This is a genomic window from Stieleria maiorica (assembly GCF_008035925.1).
GTDB lineage: Bacteria > Planctomycetota > Planctomycetia > Pirellulales > Pirellulaceae > Stieleria > Stieleria maiorica.
The window spans coordinates 3,697,453-3,716,783 of sequence record NZ_CP036264.1; the positions used below are offsets into that span (position 1 = coordinate 3,697,453).

General features: G+C 59.5%; 11 protein-coding genes. 8 read left to right on the forward strand and 3 right to left on the reverse strand.

Annotation, left to right across the window (positions count from 1 at the left end; all coding sequences use genetic code 11):
* Positions 1–22 precede the first annotated feature (22 nt).
* Together Mal15_RS12760 and Mal15_RS12765 are read left to right on the forward strand one after the other, a co-directional pair.
* Complete coding sequence (locus Mal15_RS12760; RefSeq protein ID WP_147868116.1) at positions 23–1,561, forward strand: MBL fold metallo-hydrolase; 1,539 nt, start codon at positions 23–25, stop codon at positions 1,559–1,561.
* 312 nt (positions 1,562–1,873) lie between these two features.
* On the forward strand, positions 1,874–4,783 hold the full coding sequence (locus Mal15_RS12765) for an FG-GAP-like repeat-containing protein (RefSeq protein WP_167546764.1): 2,910 nt from the start codon (positions 1,874–1,876) through the stop codon (positions 4,781–4,783).
* A 101-nt stretch (positions 4,784–4,884) separates the two neighbouring features.
* On the opposite strand, the gene Mal15_RS12770 is transcribed toward Mal15_RS12765, so the two are convergent.
* Positions 4,885–7,902: an FG-GAP-like repeat-containing protein gene (locus tag Mal15_RS12770; RefSeq protein WP_167546765.1), complete on the reverse strand. Its 3,018-nt coding sequence runs from the start codon at positions 7,900–7,902 to the stop codon at positions 4,885–4,887.
* The gene (locus Mal15_RS12775) at positions 7,899–11,000 is read right to left on the reverse strand and encodes an FG-GAP-like repeat-containing protein (protein WP_147868119.1); all 3,102 of its coding nucleotides are present in this window, start codon (positions 10,998–11,000) and stop codon (positions 7,899–7,901) included. The genes Mal15_RS12770 and Mal15_RS12775 overlap by 4 nt, the downstream gene beginning before the upstream one ends.
* Before the next feature lie 202 nt (positions 11,001–11,202).
* On the opposite strand from Mal15_RS12775, the gene Mal15_RS12780 reads away from it, so the two are divergent.
* The 5 genes from Mal15_RS12780 to Mal15_RS34040 all read left to right on the forward strand — a co-directional run bounded on the left by Mal15_RS12780 (position 11,203) and on the right by Mal15_RS34040 (position 17,101).
* Positions 11,203–11,391: a hypothetical protein gene (locus tag Mal15_RS12780; protein ID WP_147868120.1), complete on the forward strand. Its 189-nt coding sequence runs from the start codon at positions 11,203–11,205 to the stop codon at positions 11,389–11,391.
* 603 nt (positions 11,392–11,994) lie between these two features.
* The gene (locus tag Mal15_RS12785; RefSeq protein WP_147868121.1) at positions 11,995–13,212 is read left to right on the forward strand and encodes a DUF1559 domain-containing protein; all 1,218 of its coding nucleotides are present in this window, start codon (positions 11,995–11,997) and stop codon (positions 13,210–13,212) included.
* Positions 13,213–13,950: 738 nt separating this feature from the next.
* Positions 13,951–15,576, forward strand: coding sequence for a GumC family protein (locus Mal15_RS12790; RefSeq protein ID WP_147868122.1), 1,626 nt, complete (start codon positions 13,951–13,953; stop codon positions 15,574–15,576).
* Positions 15,577–15,597: 21 nt separating this feature from the next.
* On the forward strand, positions 15,598–16,938 hold the full coding sequence (locus Mal15_RS12795) for an O-antigen ligase family protein (protein WP_147868123.1): 1,341 nt from the start codon (positions 15,598–15,600) through the stop codon (positions 16,936–16,938).
* Positions 16,939–16,960: 22 nt separating this feature from the next.
* Positions 16,961–17,101: a hypothetical protein gene (locus Mal15_RS34040; RefSeq protein WP_167546766.1), complete on the forward strand. Its 141-nt coding sequence runs from the start codon at positions 16,961–16,963 to the stop codon at positions 17,099–17,101.
* Positions 17,102–17,304: 203 nt separating this feature from the next.
* Here the strand turns inward: Mal15_RS34040 and Mal15_RS12800 are convergent, their stop codons facing one another.
* Complete coding sequence (locus tag Mal15_RS12800; protein ID WP_147868124.1) at positions 17,305–17,976, reverse strand: glycosyltransferase family protein; 672 nt, start codon at positions 17,974–17,976, stop codon at positions 17,305–17,307.
* 119 nt (positions 17,977–18,095) lie between these two features.
* Here Mal15_RS12800 and Mal15_RS12805 point away from each other — a divergent pair, with 119 nt between their 5' ends.
* Positions 18,096–19,331 (forward strand): aminotransferase class V-fold PLP-dependent enzyme, encoded by a 1,236-nt coding sequence (locus Mal15_RS12805; protein WP_147868125.1) that lies wholly within the window; start codon positions 18,096–18,098, stop codon positions 19,329–19,331.

Genomic DNA, 19,331 nt, shown 5'->3' on the forward strand with positions numbered 1-19,331 from the left:
ACCTCCGCCCGGCGGCAAACCGATGGAAACGTTGGTTCGCCGCGATGCCCAAAGCGGTGCTGGCCCCCGCCAGTACGCGACACAGTGGCTGGGCGGCAAAACGCTGACCGTGGCACCCGGCGTGCATGTGCTTGGCGAACTCAGCCCCAGCGCGGTGTATGCCATCGAAACCTCCGACGGCATCATCCTGATCGACTCGGGAAGTGACGAACTGGCGCGCGGCGTTCGCGAATCATTGCTGTCGGTGGGGTTGCGGCTGGAGGATGTGCGTTATGTGCTGATCACACACGCCCACTACGACCACGTGTTTGGGGCCAATCGGATCCGCACCCTTTCGGGAGCCGTCGTCGCTGCCGGCAAAGACGATTGTCAGGTGCTTCGCACGCCCGACTTGCCGGCGTTGTACTCCGTGTTTCCCATCATCCCTTATTCGGGAGCACCGATCGAGGTGGATCGTGAACTGGTTGACGGCGACCGGATCGACTTGGGCGGCGTCACGGTGGAAGCGATTGCCGCCCCGGGGCACACTCCGGGCAGCACGTGCTACCTGCTGACCCGAGACAGCCAGACGATCCTTTTCTGCGGAGACGTGATTTCGTCGATCGACTTCGGTCCCGCCACGTATTCCGCCGAACTCGCGCCCAAATACCGAGGCGACGCCGGCGCATTTGTCGCCACGATCGACCGGCTGCTGGAAATGGGGCCGCCCGACCTGTTGCTGACGGGGCACCCGAGGCAACAAAAACAATTGCAATCGATTCGGTTGGATCCAGCGACATGGCAGGGGATGCTTGGCCCGGCTCGCGACGAACTGCAGTCGATCGTCGAGCGGCATGCGCGTGACGGAGCCGACTTTCTTGATGGCCATCCCAAGCCGATCGAACCGGGCTTGTACTACCTGGGCGACCTGGACGGCATTGCGGTGTATGGAATTTTCGATCAAGAGAATTTCATGGTGGTCAATGCGCCCGGGGGAGACGCCTACGAAGCGTTTCTATCGGCACGTCTCGAATCTTTGGGGCTGAAGACCGATCTGCCGGCGATGATCTTGCTGACCTCGGATCGGCCCGATCACCGCTCGGGGCTGGAGTCGATGCCCGCAAACACGGTCGTGGTCGCCCCCGCGTCGATTGCCGCGACGTTACGAAACGAAGGCATGGACGTCCGCACGCCCGCGGATGTGTCGGCGACGCTTCAGCTGAAGCCCATGGAAACCCCCCTGGGCGTCAGCTATTCGTATTCCGCCAACGGAAGGGAAATTCTGTTGACGCCCGACGTACCGCGAAACGTGTCGCTGGTATGGACGAACCGGCTTTCGGGACGCAAGACCATGGGCGATCTACAGCCGCAGATGGAGGATCTGATGGGCGAACTCGCCGAAGCGGAGGGGCGATTAACCGCCTATCGGAAAACGCTGTTGCGGATGGAGCAATTTCAACCGGATGTCTGGTTGCCGTCGCGGCCGTTGACGGATCAAAATGCCAACTTGTATGACGACGAGTGGGACGAGATCATTGAAAACAACCTGCGGCCCGCCGACGCTGTCGAGCGCCGGTTCTAAGCACCGCGCGATTGCGCCTCTGTCGACCGTGTCCGGGGCGGACGCGTGAAGCCCCGATCGAACGATCGATCCGTGAAGACCGTAACGATGAACATGAATCGATTGTTTTCTGTCCCGCACCGCTCCATTGCAAGATCGCCGGCTAGCCGGATCGCGCCAGGTTGCACCAGTAACATCGTGATTCGCCGTTCGAACGTCGCGAAATTCGACAGGAGGTGGGTTCCCAGAGTTTGCGACATTCTGGAGAGCGTCGCTCCGTCATCGTGGCCCGGTCGAGCGCGCGCCCTCATTTGGGTTTTCGGCGCCCTCGCTTTGGTCGGGTGTGGGCAGAACGATCGCACGGCGTCGTCGGTCGAATCGTCGGTCGAATCTTCGGTCGGGGCGTCAGTCGACGATGACACGAAAGGGATCGAAGCGGCGTTTCGCCTCTACCAACAGGGGAAAACCGACCAGGCACTCGAATCAGTGCAAGGGATCCTGATTCGATCGCCGAGCAATGTCGACGCGTTAAGTTTGGCGATTGAATTGTACAACCAACGGGGAGATTACTGCCGCGCGGCCGAATTGGCGGCCACCGTGGCCGAGGCCGATCCGACGCGCGGCTCGGAAATTCTGGTCCGTGCCTTTGATTGGAATCTGCGTTGCGGCGACTTTTCTGCCGCGGAAGCGAATCTGCAGCGTGCGGTCGAATTGGACAACATGAATGTTCAGACCCATCGGTTGTTGGCGCAACTTTTCAATGCACAAGGCCGCCGCTACGAAGCGAGCCGACATGTGCGTCAATTGATCCGACTTCGCGCCGTCCAACCCAACGAAACACTCAGCCTGATCGACCTTCAAGGTCCCTTCTATCTGGTTTCGTTCGCGGGATTCGTCTCCGGGCAAACGGTCACACTGTTCGACTTGGGGCAGCTTCGCGAGCTGTACACGCGGATCAACGCCGAACCGGAGGACGTTCTGCAGCGGATGCATCAAATCAGGGCTGCGTTTCCCGCGAATACCGCGGCGGCTGCGCTGCACGGCCGCATCCTTGCCGAAACCGGGCGCCAGCGAGAGCTTGCCGAGTGGGCGAAAAACCTGCCGCCGGGGACGCAAGATCAACCGGAATACTGGAGCGCGATCGGCAGTTGGATGGCGTTGCAGGATCGTCACGACGAGGCGATCCGAGCGTTCGGAGAAGCTCTGCGTCGCGACCCCGGCGATCGCGAATCGCTGCGTGGGATGATTCAGTCATTGATCGTCACCGGCAAGGAATCGCAGACGCCCGAGTTGCGAAAACGGCTCGCCGTGCTGGACCAGATCTTTCGCATCGCCAAGGATGCCGACGCCGAACAATCGATGTGGATCTCGCAGCAGTTGGCGGCACTCGCTCGCCCCTGGGAGTCGTGCGCTTGGCTGATGCGAGAAGCTCAGATGAGCGGGGCAATGTCACAGCGGATCCCCGAATTGAATCGGCGCCATCAAGCCATCGTCGCTTGGGAACAAGACGCGACGGACAGCCAAATTGCCACGGCCAAACTGGACCGTCTGCTCGGATTTGATATCCAGCAGTGGCCCCTGCCGCAATTACAAACGCAAAATCAACCTCCTTCGATCGTCCCAGCGGAGGCTAACGATCAGGAATTGCGCCTGGTCGACGTCGCGCCGCAATTGAAGCTTCACGCCAAGTACGTGGGTGGATTCGCGTCGGACGGCAGCAGATTCTATCCGTACCAAGTTAACGGCGGTGGATTGGCCGTGGTCGATTTCGACCTGGACGGCCGCTGTGATCTCTATGTGGCGCAGAGCGGTGGAACGCCAGTCGAATCGGGTTCGTCCGAGCCGAATCAACTGTTTCGATTCAGCGCCGAAGGGGAATTCACAGAGGCCACCAAGCACGCGGCCGTCGGCGATCGCGGGTTCGGACAAGGCGTTTGCGCCGGTGACGTCAATCAAGACGGATTCCCCGACCTGTTGGTCGCCAACATCGGAAAGAATGTGATCTATCTGAACCAGGGCGACGGTACGTTTCGCGATGCAAGCGACCTGTATTCTGCCCCGGCGGCCGACTGGACGTCCTGCATCGGTCTGGCGGACGTGGACGGCGACACCTTGCCAGACATCATCGAAGTCAATTACATCGACGATCCGCTGGCGTTCACGGTCAGTTGCACCGACGATCACTTGCCGTGCCAGCCACAGCGGTTCAACGCCGCGGCGGATCGAGTCTGGTTGTCCGCCCGCGACGGAGGGTTTGCCGAGTCGGACAAGGCGGCCGATATGCGTGCCAACCCCAAACTGGGGTTCGGTCTGGTGATCACCAATTTCGACGGCAAGCTGGGCAACGACTTTTTCATCGCCAACGACGGAGACCTGAACCATTTTTGGGTCAGCACCGCAGCGGAGGATGAGAGTGATGCCCCGTTTTCGTTGGTCGAATCCGCCGGGGTGCGCGGCTGCAGCATCGGAAAAGGCGGCGACAGCCAAGCTTGCATGGGCGTCGCTTCGGGCGATTTTGATCGCGACGGTCAACTCGATTTACATGTCACCAATTTCCACAACGAATCGGTCAACCTGTTTACGCAGAACGTTCCTGGATTTTTCTTCGACGAGTCGCTCAGGTACGGATTGCATGAACCATCATTCTCGGTGCTTGGTTTCGGTACTCAGGCAGCCGATTTGGACAACGACGGCTGGCTCGATTTAGCCGTCTTGAATGGACACGTGTTTGACGCCCGCGACGAAGGCATCCCGTTTCAAATGGTCCCGCAACTGTTCCGAGGTGGCCAGGAAGGATTTCGGCTTCAAGAACGTACTCTCGGCGGCGACTACTGGAAACAGCAGCAACTCGGACGCACCCTGGCAACGTTGGACTGGAATCGCGATGGAAAAATGGACCTCGTCGCGGGGCACTTGGATCTGCCTATCGCGCTGTTGCAGAACGAATCGACGACGCAGCACTGGATTCAAATTGAGTTGATCGGCGTGGACTGTGAACGCGATGCCATCGGTGCCGAGGTCCGCATCACGGCCGATCAAGAGAGCTGGACCGGTTGGCAAACCGGCGGGGACGGCTACATGTGCAGCAACGAGCAGGTCGTGCATTTCGGTGTGGGGGCGGCGGAGGCGATCGACCAGGTCCAGATCCGTTGGCCGGGTGGTGCGACGCAAGTGTTTGACAGCGTCCAGGCGGATGCCCGTTATCTGGCCATCGAAGGCGTCGAAGCGCTCGAGGAGCGTTGAGAGAGGGACACACGCTGGTGTTCAGGCTTTAGCCGCTCGGAGTCGCTGCGGAGCAGCGAGGGGGAGTCGCCTGAAGGCTAAACACCAACGTGCGCTGGTGGTTAACGCTGTAACAATTCGACTTCGCCCTCGACAATCAGGTAGCGCCGGTTTGCCTTGACGTCCGAGAAAGATTGGCGGGTCCCCGATGGCCAGGCCACTTCGATGCGATCAATGGAATCGTATGGACCGAGTCCGAAATCCAGCATCGATTCGTTGGTGCACAACAGCCCATCGCCGCCGAACACCCACCCCACCCACGATTCGTCTCCGCTCGTGAGGGAGACCTTGGCACCGATCGCATCGCGTTCGCTGGTCGTCCCAATCAATTCCAGCTGGAGTGCGTTTTCCGTCACCGTGCGGTTCTCCAGCAGCGCCGCCGGGGCGTCCAAATGGTTCGTCACCAGATCGGGTTTCAAATCGCGATTGAAATCCAGCACCGCCATCGTGCGTCCCAGGGCGGGGGTCGACCAATAGCGATCCGCCGGGTTTTGCAATTCAAATCCGCCGGCGTCGCCACGAAATAGTTGCGGCAGCATCTGATAGGCGCGACCGCGTTGGCGGTGGTCGGTCAAGTTGCCATTGAGCACGGGCAGATCAAGCCAACCGTTGCGATCAAAATCGACCGCCTGCGATCCCCACCCGACCGTCATCCGCGTGTCTTCGTACAGCCCTCGTTTGGCGTTGACGTTGGTAAACACGCCCGGCGTTTCCTGGCTGTAGAGATCGGCCGCTTGATTCCAAAAGTTGGTGACGTGCAGATCGACCAGCCCGTTTCGGTCGAAGTCGCCCGCCGCGATACCCATGCATCCCTGGCGCTGCCCCAACAGCCCAAACGCACAACCTGCAATTTGCGCGCTTTCCTGCAGCGTGATCGGATCGGAAGTGCCGTCACGCTGCGACAACCAAAAATGATTGAACTCGGTGTCGTTCGCGATGAACAAGTCATTGCCGTGGGAGTCGTCGAAATTTGCGATGACGCCGCCGAACCCGTAATTGGGCCGTTCATCCATCGCTTGGCAGCCGTCCCAGCGGGAGACCGCGCCATCGGATCCGACCTGCCACGCGCGATCGACGGCGGGTCGGAAAACGCTGGGGTTGCAGGCGTCTTTGTCGGGCGTGCACCCGATCGTCAACGCAGTCGGGTCGTCGATGTAATTGATCTCGACGATTTCAGGCAGATGATCGCCGCTCAAGTCGCCGCAGGCGATCGACGATGTCCAATCGCCTTGAGCGTCAACTGCCGCCATCAACTGGCGTCGAAAGGTCCCGTCGCCGTTGTTTTGGTAGATTACATTCGGGCCGATATTGGCCAAGATCATGTCCGGGAAACCGTCTTGATTAAGATCTGCGACGGCAACGCCCTGGCCGTAACCCAAGTCACCGGTTCCCGCTTCGGCGGATACCGAAGTCCACGGCGCAGACGGCAGATTGCGGAACAGCACGTTCGGTTTCGAGCCGTCGGCGTCAAAGGCATCTCCGCCGCCTTGTGTGAAATACACATCGGGGTGACCGTCCAAGTCAAAGTCGATCACACCGATCCCTCCCCCGGTCAATTGATGCAAAAGCTGAACTTCGTCCGAGGTGTCGTCACCACTGTCGTAATGAAAATCCATTCCGACGTCGGCAGCGACATCGTGCAAGCGGATCTCGGTCCGGCTGTCGGCGGTCGTTTGATCGGAACCCGGATCCACAAGATCGTTGGGCGCAATTTCCTTCGTTGACGGAAGCGGCCATCGGTCAAGTTCCAGCCCGCATCGGACGCCGGAAGGATCCGAGGCGGCGGTCGCGTTTTCGGCAATCTGTTCGCGTTGCTGCCGTAATCGCTGACGCCACTCGGGACTCCCACCGTAGGTCTTCAGCGCGACGTCCCGCCATGCAGCCGCCTCCCAAGGTCGATTTAACGTGTCCAGGATTTCTGCCAACCGACTCAGCTCCGCCGCAGTCCCTGGCTGGCTACCGATCTTTGCCGTGATGACGGCAGATTCGTGCAGTAACGAAAAACGTTGATTCGCGCAGTCGGCTTCGGTGTTTTTCCCCAGTGCCCTCAGTGATCGGGCCAACGCCAGATAGGAAAAGCGGTCTGTCGGATCCAGGGTGACCGCTTCCAGGAAGCAACGCACCGCCTCGGAATCCCGATTGGAACTCTGCAACCGCGTGCCCAGAGCGTACCAGTACTCAGGTTCACGCTCGATTCCCACCGGCACCGATTTTAGATAGTCGTCCAAAAGGGCATCCAGTTTCATTTCACCGTACACGCGACAACGAAAGGCCGCGATGGGAGTCGATTTCGGAAAGGCGGCGCTGAGTCGTTCGATCAGCAGTTTCGCTTGTTCCAACTCCCCATCGCCCCGCAACCGTTTCGCTTCGGCCAAGGCGGCCGGGGGCAGCGTTCCGCTAAAACTGGGTTTGGGCATCGAAACGTCGATGAAGGCGTCGCCGAACGTATTCATCGCGAACAGCTCTTTCTCCGTGATGTCCTCGGCCCGCAGCAGTCGACGCAGGTACTCGGCGGCTTCGATTCGGCGTCCTTGGTTATTCAGTAGCGACGCCAAGCGATGGTAGACGGCATTGATTCGGGGGACGTCGACGGTTTTCGCCAAGTCAACGACCCGCATCAAGCTCGCTTCGGCGCTCTCATACTCGCCCTGCTGAAGGTACAGGTCAGCCGCCAGCAGTCCGGCGTCGGCAAAGACCACCGGTTCAGTCGGCGGGATCGTACCCAGCACTTCGCACGCGGCCAGGGGAGCTCCGATCGCCGCTTCACACTTTGCGTACAAAAGCAGCGCGTCGGCATCGACATCATCGGCCACCAACAGGGGGCGCAGTCGGTCCTGAGCGGCTGCGTAATTCTGCTGGTCGTAGTACGCTTGCGCTTCATCGATCCGCTGGCCAACCGACTTGGGGGCTGCTTCCTGTGCCTGCTGGCGTCTCCGCTGGCTTTGGAGAAGTTCGGCGGCCCGTTGTTCCTCTGAATCCCCGCCACAGCCGACGACCCCGAGGCCGATGACCCCGAGGCCGATGACCCCGAGGCCGATGACGCGGATCAAAACCGAGCGAACCGTGCGATGAATCTTCAACGATGACCCTGTAACTGAAATGCCTCTTGCTCTCCTTCGACCAGAACGTAGTCGCGGCCGCCTTGTAATGTACCGAACGACTGCGTCGCGCCCGAGGGCCATTTTATGGTGACGGCCTGGGCGGCGGACTGATCGCCCAGCCCGATCGAAATCCTGCGTTGGTTGGTGCACATGTAACCGTCCCCGGCGGTCAATTGATGCGTCACTGTTTGGGATTCCACCGTCGCCGTGGCCACCGCGCCGATGGCGTCACGCTGTGATCGCGTTGCCTTGAGGATCAAACCGACCGACTGGCCTGCGTCATCGGTTCGATTGACCAACAGCGAAACAGGCTCGTACAGATGGGTAATGACCACGTCGGTTCGTCCATCACGGTCCACGTCGACCGAGGAAAGCGCGCGGCCCAGGTGCGGCTTGGAAAAGTAGTCTCCCATGGAGTCCGGGGGCAGTTCTTCCCAGCGTCCCGACCGCTGGCGGCGGAATGTCTGCGGGGGCATCGCATAAGCCACGTCGGTACGCTTGACGTCGTCGACATGGCCGTTGGTGACCATCAATTCCAGTGACCCGCTGTTGTCGAAATCCACCCACTCGGCCCCAAACCCCAACAGCTTCATCGACGGCTGCCCCAGTCCGACCTGGAACGAGCGGTCGGTCCAGAATCCGGGCGAGACCTGTTCGTAATACGTGTTGTGATCGTCGGCAAAGTGCGTGAGAAAGAAATCGATGTCACCGTCGGCATCCGGGTCGGCCGCCGCAATCCCCATCGACGCCTGCGATCGCGCATCTCCGCTGAATCCGACGCCGCGGGTCGCAGCCAAATCGACCAGCCGGAATTGCCCCTCGCGGACTTCGGGTGACCACAGCTGGTTGGCGGTCATGTCGTTGGCGACATAGACGTCCAGCCCGGGCCGCTCATCGAATTGCCCCGTGACCAGCCCCAGCCCTCGACCGGGGGCTTGATCTTTCAACCACCGGGCCGAAACATCCACGAAGGTCCCGTCGCCGCGGCCTCGCCAGACTCGGTCCGGTTCGGCCTCGAACAACAGCGGCGGGCAGGTCGAGAAACCGTCAGCATTGCGGCACGGTCGATCCAACGGTGCCCGGCCGGCGCAGTAGTTTGTCGCGAACAGGTCTGCAATGCCATCTCCGTCCAAGTCGGCGATCACCGCCGACGTCGTCCAGGACTGGTCGGACAATCCGGCGGGCATCGAAATCTCATCAAACGTTCCGTCGCCGTTGTTGCGAAACAGTCGGTTCTGGCCGTAATTGCAATCGAAAATGTCGGGGAAGCCGTCATCGTTGTAATCGCCGATCGTGATCCCTTGAGAGAATCCGGTGTCGTGGTAAGCCGCAGGGCGTTCGGTCGCGACAAATGTTTCGCCGTGATTTCGGAACAGCCGATTGGACGACGAGTCGGACTGCAGCGGGCGGCCGTTGAGCATCGCGGCAGCCAGATCCGGCCATCCGTCCAAGTCGTAGTCAATCACGCCCACACCACCGCCGACGCTTTGGTAGATCCAGTGGCCTTCGGTGACCGCTTCCGGCGCGATTTCACAGGTATGAACGAACCCGCGCCGCTGGGCTTGGTTTTCAAAGTACAGCGGTCGCTGAAAACTGTCGCCCATCGCCTCTGAAGGGGACCGCGATAGTTTCCAGGAAATCGATGGCAAGTTGGCCACGTCGATCTGTCGGCTGACCTCCATTTCCGGCAGCACCCAGGGCGTGCCGGTGGTCAGTTTGGAGCGGACGGCCATGTACCGGTCGCGGATATCCGCCACCGGTTCCTCGGGCAACGTCGTCGCGAATCGGGCCCAGCCTTCGGCCTCCCAGACGCGGCCCAGTTCCAACATCGCATCAGCCACCTCCAGCGCCGCCCGCTGCGAACGGCCGCCGCGCTCCAGGTGTGTCTTTAAGGTGTCCCGCAACACGCCTAGCTTGGTAATCTGGTCGGCAACCTTGTCGGCATCACCCGTACGGCCGATCAGCGTCAGGCTTTGGAACAGTCCGTTGAGCGCGGCCGGCAACGCATGGCTGCTTTGACGAATCGCTTGCCAGTAGGCTCGTGCGGCCTGTTCGTGTTGCCCTTGTCGCTGAGCCCAATCGCCGGCGACCAACCAGTATTCGGGCAATTGGTCGACACTGCCGGGCAATTGCCGCTGCCAATCCGGAATCGATTCGAATTCGTCCAGCTCCACCAACGCACGCCCATAGAGAGCGTGTGCCGGTGCAAAATCTCGTTGGCGCCGCAGGACGGGTTTCAGTCGGTCGGCTACCGACCGCCAATTCGATTTCAACGCATCCAGTCGAGCCAGAGAATACTGCGGCCGCAAGTCATCACCGGATCGCTGCAACATCGACTGACACATCTCTCCGTCCGGTTCCACACGATCCGGGTCGGCGAGCACCAACAGGGACTCTGGGTCGCCTTGACCGTGCTGGGCCAACCACTGCAGCGACGGCAGGGCCAACGGCGTGCGTCCGACCATGGTCGCCAACCCGATCAAGTCAAAGCGCGGCTGGGGGCGATTGGGAAATCGATCCACAAACGTCTGCAAGACGGTGATCGCATCGAATGGCCGCCCGGCCGCGACCAAGGTGTGCGTCAGTTTGTCCAACAAGGCCTCGTTGGGGGAATCCGTTGACGCCAACGCCCCTTGGTACATTTCTATCGCCGTCTCTGTGTTCCCCTGTTGCGATGCGATATCGCCGGCGAGCTCGATCGCACGGGCGTCCTCGGGATCTTGCAACAGATGCTTCCGTATGGCCGCCTCTGCCCCGTCAAGGTCTCCTGCGGAGAGCGCGTCGAAGGACCGGGCGACAAAGTCTGTCGACGTCGGATCACCGCCGCCGGTCTGATCGCTTGAAACGCGTTGCGTCGTTTGGCTTGTTTCGCCTCTCTCTGGTGCCTCATCCGGCTGATCGCAACCGGACAAGCACGGCGACAGACTCAGCAAAAGAAGCAGGAGGCGGACACCCGAATGGGGAGCGACTCGCAACGCTTTCTTCACCGTCAGCAGTTGCCGATGCAAGATGGCGGTGCGATCAATCCAGAACCGACCGATCGGCCAAATGGGATGTGATGAAGGGGAGTGGTTCATTCGATGAGGGAGATCTGCAGTCGGAGTGCTGCAACGCAACCGGTGTTTGCATGGTTGCCGTGATCGGCAAGGTCCGGAGCCACCGCCGCCACGATGTTCAGTGCCAAGGTCTTTGACGTGCCACTTGATTTTACCAGACGCGTGGATACGATCTCGACTTCTGAAAATCAGTAATGTTGGCTTCTTTACCAAAGAGATTGAAATGACCCGCTCTTTACTGTGCGTAATTGCACTGGCTTGCGTTGTTTTTGTTGTTCCCGGTTGCGGTCGCGGCAGCGGTGAAGCAACGATTGAAGATACAGCGGCCCAAACCGCGGAGGAAGTTCAAGAAGCTGAAGACTATGAAGAAATGCTGCGGAAGCAAGAGCAAGAGAACTTTAAAAAGAAGTAGAAGTTAGCGCTCGGACGCTCAAGCACGGCCTTGACCAAATCAGCGTCGTGGTTCGATTGCAACCATCGCCCGCCATGTTTTCCCGGTTGGTTTCCAACCACCCGGTCCCGCCCTCCCGCTGATGGCCTCGCGGTTTCAGTGTTCGCTTCGCCCGGGAAACCACGCCCTTAGAAACTGAGAAGTGTTTCCCGGGATCAGCCGGCAGCGTTTAGCGGGCGGTTTCCCCCCAGCTGTCCGGGCATCGCTAGCCCGAACGGAGACGGCGAAGCTTGACCGACCCGGTTGGGTGCCGCGGGGATTGCGGGCCCCATTAAGAAGGTTCCCCTGGCAAGGGAGGCACTCGGGGCCAGATGAGAGGCGAGAAGACGTGTTGCATCTCTATAAAGGCGATGCGATTCACATTATGAAATATTTTTAGTTTCGCGCGATTCGATCACGCGGCTTTGGAGTTAACTAAGTCAGACGCAATGCCGAGTTTTGTCGTCCGGAACGTGATTCGGAATTAGCCTCGGAACCCAACGTATGCCTGGGGGCGATCAGTGTTCGCCCTTCAGAGGTCATATAAACCTTTTCAACTGGAAATGAATGTCTTTGGAGACGCAAATGACGAATCGTTCTCCTCAACGAAGTGGTTTTACACTCGTTGAGCTTTTGGTGGTGATCGCCATCATCGGTATTTTGGTCGGGCTGTTATTGCCCGCGGTCCAAGCTGCACGTGAAGCAGCGCGGCGGATGAGTTGCAGCAACAATTTCAAACAAATCGGGTTGGCACTGCACAACTACCATTCGGCGTACAAGAATCTCCCCATGAATGCGACGGGCACGTACGAGTGGCCGGGCAACCGCGGTGGCGACTATCACAACCGCTTTTGCTTGAGCTGGATGGTCGGCATTCTGCCGTTTATCGAGCAACAGGCGATGTGGGACCGAATCAGCAACCCCTACAACGTCAACCGCGACGGTTCGATTCGGCCCCCGGCCGACGTGTTCCCGCCGATGGGTCCGGTGCCGTGGAATGAAAACTATCAACCTTGGTTGACCCAGGTCCCCGGTTACCGCTGCCCCAGCGATCCGACCGAAAGCACGCCTGCCCGTGTCGCCTTCACCAACTACGCGGTCTGCCAGGGCGACGCGTACTTCGAAGGCCACCACGGCGGAATCAACTGGAACGGTGTTCCGGGAACCGACGGTACTTGGGGCGATGAAGCGCAAGCTCGCTGGGCGCGCGGCGTTTTCCGCAACCACCACTTCACCAAGTTCCGCGACATCCTTGACGGTCTGTCCAATACCATTGCAGCCGGCGAAAATATCGTCGACGCACGCGAGCGATTGGCCGCATCCACCCCGTATCGGGATAACACCAGCAACATGGCGTTGCCGCCCAACCACTGGGAACAATTCCTGGACCCCGATCGTCCGCAGTACTGGGACGATAGTGTCGCGAGCAACGCAACCCCCGGGTTGGACGATCCGGCCAACCACGGACGCGGTCGCCGCTGGCCCGACGGTCGCCCCCAGTTCTCGATGTTCAACACGGTCCGTCCGCCGAACAGCTACAGTGTTTACCGCAACCACGGTGACTTCGGCTACGGTTCAGCCTCCAGCCTTCACCAAGGCGGTGCCCACATCCTGATGGCCGACGGGGCAGTCGTGTTCATGACCGACTCGATCGATGCCGGTGACCAAAACCAAGTTCCCTACAGCAACAACGACCCGAACTTCGGCGTCCGCGGAGCAGGTAGGCAAAGCCCGTATGGTTTGTGGGGTGCCTTGGGAACCAAGGCCTCCAAAGAGACCATTCAGGAACAGCTCAATCAGTAGTTGATCCTTCAACGACCTGATCATTCGACAGAGGGATGCGGCGCCAGCGCTCGCATCCCTTTGTTTTTTTTCTACGCAAAGCTCGCGGGCTAGCTGGACAGCGCCACTTTGGCGTAGCTACGCTCGATGGGAGCGTGGAAAACCCTGGGGATCCACCTTCTGGCGAAGGTAGCTACGTTCGACCGGCGATTCACGGTGTTTCCTGATTAAAGTGGCGCCTTACAGATAGTAAATCAACACGCCGGGTAGCGAATCGCGGCCCATCGCATTGATCAGGCCATCAGGCCGGTGGAACGAGACGCCGTCAGCAGATGGTCAGACGACGTCCTTCTGAGGAGCGTTCCACAGAGCCGCTGCCGTCAGCCCGGAAGGGGCGTTTTACTTAGGAACCGCTGCCGATCCGGCGATTTTTTGAGAGGGATGGTGGGGTTGCCGTCCTGTGTGATCGGCCGATCACGCTAAACTGGACCCCCTACCGGCCTCCAACGGGCCCGACCGGCGGCTTCGAGCGAGCTTCGTCTAGGACCGAGCGGCTTGCCATGTTGGTGTCGACGCCGATCGGGCACTGTCCGTGATGAACGCACCGAAGGGGGCCGGAATAATCGATCCGAATCGCAAAAACGAACGTCTCACCCGTGAATCTGTCCGTCAACGCGATCGGCTCCGGTTCGTAGTGGAAAGGCGATATTAGCATCCAGGTTGCTTTTTCTGTCCGTTCAAGCTCTTTGCACGAATTCCATGAACTCCCTCATTTTGTGGCGCGCTTCGCTTCGACGTCACTGGTTTGCCGCTTCATTCGCGTTTGCCGCTGTCCTTGCGATCGCGGTGGCGGTGATTTTGTATGCACCGCGGCAGTACCGGTCGGTTTCCAAGCTGTTGCTGCGCGTCGGGTACGAAAGCGGGTCGCTGGACCCGACCATGTCGGTTGTCGGTGACCCTAATGCGCCGCTGAATACACGTCAGGACGAGATCGAGACGGCACTGGATGTGATGCACAGCCGCACGATCATGAATGACGTCGTCGATCGGCTGGGGACGGATTTGATTCTCGAAGATCAGCTTTCCCAGTCTGGCGATGTCTCCGAGGAGCCCCAGAACCCGGTGGCGGCATGGATCGGGGCACTGAAAACGTGGGCCAGTAACATCGACCCGATCGGAAGCCGGGAACGAGCCATTCGGACACTGGAGCAATCCATCGACATTTCTGCATCGGAAAGATCCAGCCTGGTGACGGTGCAGTTCAAATCCAAAGATCCGAAGGTCGCCCAGACGATCGTCTCGGCTTGGGTGGACGCCTACTTGGATCACCACGCACAGGTCAATCGCACCCGTGGAACCTACGCGTTTTTCTTGGAGCAAGACGCGGAGCTGAAAAACCAGCTCGACGAGGTTCACCGAAAAATCCGTGACGCAAAAAATGCCGCAGGATTTGCAACGCTGGATGGACACCAAAAACTGCTGGAATCGCAATTGGAAAAGGTTTCGGGCGAACTGTTCAAGGTCGAAGCGGACCTGGTCGAGTCTTCGATGCGTGCCCAAGCCTACGCCGATCTGTTGACCACCACCGTCCAGCCCACCGTCAAGGAGGAAACCACGGGGATTGAACGCAGTTCACACGATGAAATGCGGAGCGCGTTGTTCCAATTGGAGGTGCTCGAAAACGAATACGCGGCCAAGTACAAACCCGGGCACCCCAAGTTGACGTCCATTCGCGAACAGCTCAACGAGGCACGGAAGATTGTAGAAGCACAGGAGTCCGATCGCACCGAATCGCGAGAGCTGATCAATCCGACCCATCAGCAATTGTTCGCCAACCAGGTCGTCGACCTCGCCACCGAAAAATCGCTCCGCGAGCGGCAGAAGAAGCTGCGCGAGCAGCAGCGTTACTTGATCGGTGAAATCAATTCGATCAACGAACACGAGCAGCTGCTTTCCAAACTGCAACGCGATTCACAGGTGTTGGAGGAGCGTTACAAGGTGCATTCGGTGATGTTGGAACAGGCCAGACTGAACGAGGAATTGGAAGCCAACCGGATCACCAGTATCAATGTTTCCCAGCCCGCGACGCTGGAGGAGCGACCGGTCTCGCCGAACAAGCCGCTGTGTGCGTTGGCCGGGCTGATCGCCGCATTCGCCTTGGCGATCGGCATTCCCGTCCTGATGGATGTTCGATCCTACTGGCCGACCGATGATTTCCCCCAATCCGACGACCACGAATCGGCAGACGACTCCTGGGACGAATCACGGCCGGAGAGTGCCGAGGAACCGGACCGCGTCCGAACATCGGTCCCGATTCGGATCGACAAGGCGGTCGTTTCGCATGAAGCCCCGGCTGAATCTTCCGCGGCGACGCGTCCACGTTGATCCCGTCCCTTTCGGATCGTCATGTTTCGCTCTGACACCTCGTTGCGACGTCTCACGACCTTTGGGGTCTGCGCGTTGCCCCTGCTGACGTTCACCCTTCCATCGCGCTGGGAAGCGGTGACGATCGCGTCGCTTGATCCGCTGGCGATGGTCAAACTGGTGATCTTGTTGATCGTCTTCTTCGGCGGCACGGCCTTGATCCTGGCCCGGATCGGGGACCGCAGCTCCCGTGCGGTCCTGCGTCCCTTGGTCCCGTTCTACCTGTTTTTCGCCTGGGCGGTTTTGAGCCTGCTGTGGACACCGCGACCCGCCGTCTCGATCGGCCAGGCGGGCGGATTGGCTAGCCTGCTGGTGCTCGCCTCGCTGGTTGCGTTGCTGACCCGCGGCCAGGATCGGATCGAATCGATGATGCGACTGCTGGTGCGGATGCTGTTTGTGTTCAGCGTTTTTGTGCTGGTGGTGCATTTGGCTTTCCCTGATCTATCCGGTTTGAACCGCCGCCTCATGATGGGCGGCCATTCGGGCATCGTTCACCCCACCGCGGCAGGCGCCAACGCATCGCTGGGGCTGTTGGCCTGTGTCCTCTGCCTGTTTGTCGGCAGGTACACGTGGTCGCTGCGCGCGGCCATCCTCGGCAGCTTGGTTCATGGGGCGGTGTTGTATGTCGCCAACAGCCGGATGGCGTTGTTGATGGCTGCCGTGACGGTCGGGTTGGTGTTGTTTGTTTACGCCGGAAACGTGGTCCGCGCCGCCGCGATCAGTATTTTCGCGCTGGGGCTGATCACCGTCGTGCTGATCGATCCGTCGTTCGCATCCGTCCTGGATCCCAAGAGCTCGACGGTCCAATACCTCACCCGCGGCCAGTCCGCCAGACAATTAAGCCAAGTCTCTGGTCGCGAAGAAATGTGGACCAAGGTGTGGCAAGAGTTCACCAAATCCAAATGGATCGGACACGGGTACTTTATCACCAGCGAGACCGGCGAACTCGAGGTCTGGTCGATGAAGACCAACCATCCGGCCCACAACATCCAGCTTCAAATTCTCGTCTCAACGGGCGTGATCGGCATGGCGCTGTTCACCGCCGCGATGGCCAACCTGTTCTTCCATCTGATCCGATTGACGGGCGGCGCTCCGCGCCAGAGAGCCTTCGCCGCCGCACTCGCCGTTTTTGCCCTCTGGTACCTCGGCTGGTCGCTGTTGTGCACGTCGTTCATGGGGCCCGTACGATCCGAATCGGTGCTGTTTTTCGCCTTGATCGGAATCGGGATCGGCCAGTTGTCCCGGCTGCCGGATCGCCCGCGTAGGCAAGCCCGCCGTCGGCCACTGCCGGAATTCTCGTTGCGGCAGGGGCAAGTTCTCTGAAACAGACCTCACCGATCTCCACTTGAAAGGGTGTCAGCAAACAATTCACCGCACCAATTCAGTCACGGGAATCGGATCACGCCGCTACACGCTGATCAGCGGAAACCGCTTCATGGATTACACTTCCTACGAAGGTGACAACTACGACTTTCAGTGGCAGTAGTCTGGAAAAAGGCTACCCGCGAATTTGATGCTGACAGAGCACTCGTATTCCGCCACAGCTTGATCTCCGGGTAGCCGATGCGTTCGGAGAGTCGCCGTGTTCTCCGAACTCGGCGCACGCGAAAAAGCGGAGCTTTGCTCTGCGCCGACCTCGGAGAGGACGGCGACTGTCCAGCCAAATCGAATATGAGCTGCGGCGGAGTACTAGCCCGCCCCGACAGCATCGATTCCCCACTCGTCGTTTTGATTCCTTTGCAAGAACGATTCGACACGGGGCAGTTTTTCGGGGCCGCGAAAGTGCAGGAAATGTGCCAATTCGGCCCGGAAGTTTGGCACCTGGTCGTGTTGGTTCCAGCGCCAGGATAAAGGGGTTGGCGTGACGCCGGTTCGCTTGACCATCACGCAAAAGTAGACTTGGTCGGCGAATCGCGTCTGTTCGACATCGCGACCGAGTGATCGGATCGCCCCGGCGATGGTCCGCAGGTAGGCTCGCGAAGCCAGGATCACGCCGCTGTTGTACATGTCGGCGACGACAAAATCGTCCGCGATCTTCTCGTGAATGCGGCGCAGGAACCGCGGCGAAACCCAACCGGACGGCTTCATCGCGATGTCAGCGAACGGGACGTCGAACAGGCTGGGAGCCCCACGTCGCACCAGGATGTCGCTGTCCAAGATCGCGATCCGTTCGTAGTCCGAATCGCACAGCTCGATGATCGCTTCCCAGTAGGCGAACACAGGACGGCGGTACGCGTCGCACCGGTTCATGACACGGAAGTCCACACCATGTGATTCCGCATAGCGGCGCATTCGCGGCATCGTGTGCCTTGCGGCTTCATCGTTTCCAATGCTGACGGTCAGCAGTAAATCGCGGGACACGGAATTCCTGACGAAAGGGCGCACGAATCGGATCGATCACGAGAAAGTCTTCACCTTCAAATTAGAGTATATTCTCGGATCCATGTGTTCATCTCAGAACGTGCGAGACGGAGATGTAAGTGTCAAAGAAGTCGAACTCGAATCTTAAACGCCCCTGTTCGTGGCGTGAAGTGCGTCGCGAGTTTCGGCTGGCCCCCAACGTCGCACACCTGGCGCCGATGCTATTCGCGTCACATCCGCGCGTTGTGCGTCGCGCCATCGCCAAGCATCGTCGAGTTCTGGATCGCAATCCGAAGCGGGCTCACGACGATCTGGAAATCAACGATGTCCGCGTCCTCTGTTCCGCCGCGTCTTATTTCGGCTGCTCGCCGAATCAAATTGCATTGACCGACAGCACGACCATGGGTTTGGGACTGGTCCTGACGTCATTGAAATTCAGTGCGGGCGATCAGATTCTGCAAAGCGAACACGGTCATTACTCTTCCGACGCGGCGATCGGATACGCCTGCGATCGGTATGATGCCGTCCGCGTCAAGAAAACGCTCTACGACTCCGACGATCCGGCTGAAGCATGCCAGGATGAAATGGTTCATCAATTGATGTCCGGAATCACCGATGCCACGCGCGTCGTGGTGATCACCTGGGTGCACTCATCATCAGGTGTCAAGCTTCCGTTGCAGCGGATCGCCGAACACCTTCGGCAGATCAACGAGAAACGTCCGGCCGAGCGAAAGATCTTACTGGTCGTCGATGGAGTCCACGCGTTGGGCGTGGAAGACTTCGAATTGCGGGAAGGGTGTTGTGACTTTTTCATCGCCGGATGCCACAAGACGCTGTGCGGGCCGAGGGGGACTGGCATCATCTGGGGAAGTGCGGCGGGTTGGAATCGAATGCGACCCACGATTCCGCCCTTCGGTCGCGATCGCATCGAATGCTGGCGCCTAGGCAAAGCGGACATCGGGGCGATCGGTCGACGGATGACGCCCGGCGGCTACCACAGCTATGAAAACCGCTGGGCGCTCGCCGATGCCTTTGACTTTCAACTGGAAATCGGGAAACAACGCATCCGACACCGAATCCATCGCCTGGCACAGTTTTGCAAACAGCGTTTGGCCTCCATGCCTCACGTGCGACTTTTAACGCCGATGTCGCAGGACCTTTCGTCGGGGATCGTCTGTTTCAATGTCGACGGCTGGGAACCCGATGACCTGGAAACGGAATTAGCTCGCAACGGCGTGATCGCCAGCGCAAACCCTTACAAAATTCCTTGTATGCGATTCTCGTTCGGCTTGTACACCAGCCGCCGAGACATCCGAAAAGGACTGTCCGTCATCCAATCGGTTGGTCAAAGATAG

What these genes read in the sequence shown, in the direction of transcription:
- Mal15_RS12785 (WP_147868121.1), top strand. Translation starts at nt 11,995, where the DNA reads ATGACGAATCGTTCTCCTCAACGAAGTGGTTTTACACTCGTTGAGCTT.
- Mal15_RS12780 (WP_147868120.1), top strand. Translation starts at nt 11,203, where the DNA reads ATGACCCGCTCTTTACTGTGCGTAATTGCACTGGCTTGCGTTGTTTTT.
- Mal15_RS12790 (WP_147868122.1), top strand. Translation starts at nt 13,951, where the DNA reads ATGAACTCCCTCATTTTGTGGCGCGCTTCGCTTCGACGTCACTGGTTT.
- Mal15_RS12760 (WP_147868116.1), top strand. Translation starts at nt 23, where the DNA reads ATGGAAACGTTGGTTCGCCGCGATGCCCAAAGCGGTGCTGGCCCCCGC.
- Mal15_RS12775 (WP_147868119.1), bottom strand. Translation starts at nt 11,000, where the DNA reads ATGAACCACTCCCCTTCATCACATCCCATTTGGCCGATCGGTCGGTTC.
- Mal15_RS12795 (WP_147868123.1), top strand. Translation starts at nt 15,598, where the DNA reads ATGTTTCGCTCTGACACCTCGTTGCGACGTCTCACGACCTTTGGGGTC.